A 3451-nucleotide genomic window follows, 5' to 3' on the forward strand; every position below is an offset into this window, starting at 1 on the left:
GCTCGCCAGTCCTGAGCATGGCATTGAGTCGCACCAGGAAGATCCGCATGCACGCCACGATAGCGACCTTGGCAAGTTTCCCGCGTGCGCGCAGCGCCTCATAACGGGCCTTGAGCGCTGGGTTGTACTTCATCGCCACAAGGCATGACATGTAAAGTGGTCGCCGGGCCTCAAACCGCCCTCCTGAAATAGAGCGTTTGCCTACGGACTTTCCGCTGTCGTGGTTGAAGGGCGCCACCCCAACCAATGAGGCTTTTCTCTGGACTCAACACGCCCCAGTTCTGGCAGCAGCGTTACAAGCTTGCCCGCCGTCACCATTCCAATGCCTTTGACCTGAACCAGCTGAGCAACCCGTTTATCATTCAGCTTTTCCGTTTGCTGAGCGATTTCTTGCTCAACCCGCTTGATCTGCGATTTGAAGTGCTTAAGGTCGGCCTTCAGGAAGTCGGTCACAACGGTGGACTGCGCCTGCCTCAAGCGCCTCAGGTCGTCATCTCGCTCGTAACTGCCGGTAGCCTCCAGCAAAACGCGCCAGATGCTGTGCCCACTGAGGCTTCGTTGCAGTTCCTCAAAGCCTGCCGGATCATTGCTCACATGAATTTTCATGCCCTGTGGCCGCACCAGCGCATCGAGTGAAAGACAGCAAACATCGATACCCAGGAAGGGCGCCATCACCAAACCCTCCTGAACTCAACACTGTGAGAGGACTTTGACTTGGCCCACGCTTGTGATTCGAGATCAGAGCCGCATCCAACTGTCCGGGCTCTCGCCAAAGTGGAACGGTGCATGACAGCTTCTGCTCATACTCGTGCTCTAGGCACCTGCGGCATTCAGCTTGTCATTCACCGCTCTCACTCCAGATGCTAATCCTCTCTCAAGACACAAGCGGCCTTGCGTCGCGACCGGACCGCAAAGCGGTCCCCTGCTCGCCAGCCCCGTTCAGCAATGCCAAACTCAAGAAAAAATCAGCACTCCTGACAAAATTTCCCCGTTCGCCCCAGCAATACATCACCAAGCCAACCTAGCCGAAGGTTCACGGCTTCATCAGCGGCTCGATGCCGATCCATTTCTTTGCCGGGTGATAACACAACTGCAGTGGCGGAATCGCCACTGTGCGCCCCTGCACCTGCAAGCTGCCCAGGTGAATGGTCCACTTGGAGTCAGCGTTCAGCTTGTCCGTCTGGAAGATTACATACGCCGAGCCGTAGCGCTTGTTGTTGGTGAGCTTGGGGATCATCCGGTGCACTTCATCGCTGTTGATGTCGTACGGGGACGGCCTGGCAGCCCGCTCATTCACTGAGGGATAGTCGTAGACATCGTTGAGGCCTACGTAAACCTCGGGCCGCGCATTCAGGCGCGAGCCGTCTTCAAAAATGATGTAGGCCTGGCGGCTGTCGTACAGCACCGGAATCGGCGGTTCACCACGTTTTGAGTCGGTGGACGGGCGCTGGCGGTCTTTGTTGTAAGCGATCATCTGAACGAAAAATTCTGGCCGCGGGTATTCCTCGCCTGGGTACTGCACGTGCAGGCCTTGCTCGTAACGCTTTTCACCCCACTGTGCCGCGTGGTCGTAGAGGTAGGTTTCCAGGTAGAGCGTGGTTTCGCCCTGCGGGCTTGGCACTTTGAACTGGAACTCGGATTCGCATAGGTCCGCGTAAGCGGCGCGTTCGCGTTTCCAGGGGAGGCACGCGGTGAGTGAGGCTGTGGCCAGCAACAGCAGGAGGGAGGTGGCGCGCTTGAGGTTGGTCATGACCTGCCTTGGTCTGGGTGCGATGGGGGCAGTTTCGGGGGATTAGAGGGCGGAAGTCCATGGTGACCGTTTGCCATCATGGGGACATGACTGGATACAGGGATGGGTGGGCAGTTTGCTTTTCGAGAGGTTTGTTGGGTTGGCAGAGCAGTGAACACTGCGAAAGTTGACGGTAAATGCGGGGAAAGCATCAGAAAAAAGAACTTCCTTGTAGGGCATTTCCCAAAGATACTCGCTGCGCCTGATTTTCATTGCGCATGGTCAATGTGGGTTCTAGTCTCGGCTGGTCGCTGCCAATTCAGCGACCGGTTTTGACAGACCGCTGACGTTGTCCTCATGTGCACACTTTTATGGTGGCTGTACGTGCGGGCACCCTCTGGTGCGCCGAGTGCCAACGTCTCGGTCTGTCAACCCGCGTACAGCTGCCACCCTCTTGTTTGACAGCAAGGTTGAGGTAGCTCCACTTTTCGACGTTGGAGTTACAGCATGCTCAAGATCGTTCCAGATCCACCACACAAAACTCTCTGCCTTGAAGACACCTTGATCCAGGCATCGGAGTACGCGCTGTGCGCGGCGACCGTTGTGCATCAAGCAATACTGCTGCAGCCCAAGTCGCCTGTCTCGATTCTGATGATGACCTCGATGCATGAATTGGAGACGCTGCGCGCTTTGCTTGAGTCCGCGTTGGCTCAGCTGCAGGTGCCTACCGAGCCCAGCACTTCGCACTGAGGCCTAACTGATTGTGCCGCCTGGGCATGATCCATCAGTGGCAAGCCAAGTCCCGGCAGTTAACTGACCTATGTCACAGGCCTTGGCGCTTGTGAACAGCTGTGTAGTTTGTTGGCAATAAGGCCAGCCCAGTTACTTGAGATTTCGGGGAGATTGAACAATGTCTACAGAAGAAACCAGATTCACCGTTGGCAAAACTACCTTTTACCAAGGTACGAATCAGACCCATCCCCTCTTCCGCATCGAAGCTGGCATCCCGTGTCAGAGCGCCCGTGAGCAAGCCTCGGAACTGATGGGTTATGCACAGGATATGACCTTGGACGGTTTGATGGAAGACAAACCGCAGCTGATATGGGCTTCGCACTATCTCTGCGCCATGGCGAAAGCGCTTATGGATGACGCCAGGCTGGGAATGATGCGCTGACTGACCAAGTCCTCCACGAATGTCTTCGAGACCAACATCAACTACCGGTCTCGAAGGCGATCCGACATTACGGCCTAGCCGGAGAAGCTGGGTGCAGAGTCCTCCGTAGGGATATCGATTAAGTCGTTGCCCGCATTCTTATCTACACCGAATCGTTGACCCATCGCACGCGTAGCATACCTTTCAACTCCTCAATACTTAGAGTCATGTCCCGCTTGCGGTGCACCACCGCATGGCAGTTGGCACACAGGGTCACCAGATCTGTCTCAGGGTTGACGGTCTGCTCCCCGCCGTATTTAGAAATCGGTACTAGGTGGTGAACGTGGATAAAACCCTTCGCATGCTCACCGTAAGCCTGTTCGAAATCAAATCCACAAGCCTTGCAATCAAGCCCGTGGAAGGCGATTGCTTTTATCCTGAGGTCTTTGCGGCGCTCGTAGCGGGTGCCGAAGTAGCTTGTTTTGCTGCCCTCACTGAACGATTCAAAGACATACGCATCTTCTTCTATGTTTGTTACGAGCGCTTCATCCGTAAGCGTCCAGGGAAGT

Annotated in this window: 4 protein-coding genes and 1 pseudogene; 2 read left to right on the plus strand and 3 right to left on the minus strand. The window is 55.6% G+C overall.

Annotated elements, in window-relative coordinates:
* Positions 1–672: pseudogene (locus GYA94_RS23520) on the minus strand (transposase); the annotation flags it as partial.
* A gap of 361 nt (positions 673–1033) precedes the next feature.
* On the minus strand, positions 1034–1750 hold the full coding sequence (locus GYA94_RS23525; protein ID WP_161893200.1) for a hypothetical protein: 717 nt from the start codon (positions 1748–1750) through the stop codon (positions 1034–1036).
* 486 nt (positions 1751–2236) lie between these two features.
* Here GYA94_RS23525 and GYA94_RS23530 point away from each other — a divergent pair, with 486 nt between their 5' ends.
* Together GYA94_RS23530 and GYA94_RS23535 are read left to right on the plus strand one after the other, a co-directional pair.
* The gene (locus GYA94_RS23530; protein WP_110677716.1) at positions 2237–2479 is read left to right on the plus strand and encodes a hypothetical protein; all 243 of its coding nucleotides are present in this window, start codon (positions 2237–2239) and stop codon (positions 2477–2479) included.
* A 160-nt stretch (positions 2480–2639) separates the two neighbouring features.
* The gene (locus GYA94_RS23535) at positions 2640–2903 is read left to right on the plus strand and encodes a DUF3077 domain-containing protein (protein ID WP_161893201.1); all 264 of its coding nucleotides are present in this window, start codon (positions 2640–2642) and stop codon (positions 2901–2903) included.
* A gap of 142 nt (positions 2904–3045) precedes the next feature.
* Here GYA94_RS23535 and GYA94_RS23540 read toward each other — a convergent pair.
* A partial coding sequence (locus GYA94_RS23540) for an HNH endonuclease (protein ID WP_255326981.1) occupies positions 3046–3451 on the minus strand: 406 nt, incomplete at its 5' end.

This window comes from Pseudomonas juntendi (genome assembly GCF_009932375.1).
In the GTDB taxonomy this organism is placed as follows: domain Bacteria; phylum Pseudomonadota; class Gammaproteobacteria; order Pseudomonadales; family Pseudomonadaceae; genus Aquipseudomonas; species Aquipseudomonas juntendi.

Bases quoted from the DNA above. Each gene is read 5' to 3' on its own strand.
- GYA94_RS23525 (WP_161893200.1), bottom strand. From the start codon at position 1,750: ATGACCAACCTCAAGCGCGCCACCTCCCTCCTGCTGTTGCTGGCCACA.
- GYA94_RS23530 (WP_110677716.1), top strand. From the start codon at position 2,237: ATGCTCAAGATCGTTCCAGATCCACCACACAAAACTCTCTGCCTTGAA.
- GYA94_RS23535 (WP_161893201.1), top strand. From the start codon at position 2,640: ATGTCTACAGAAGAAACCAGATTCACCGTTGGCAAAACTACCTTTTAC.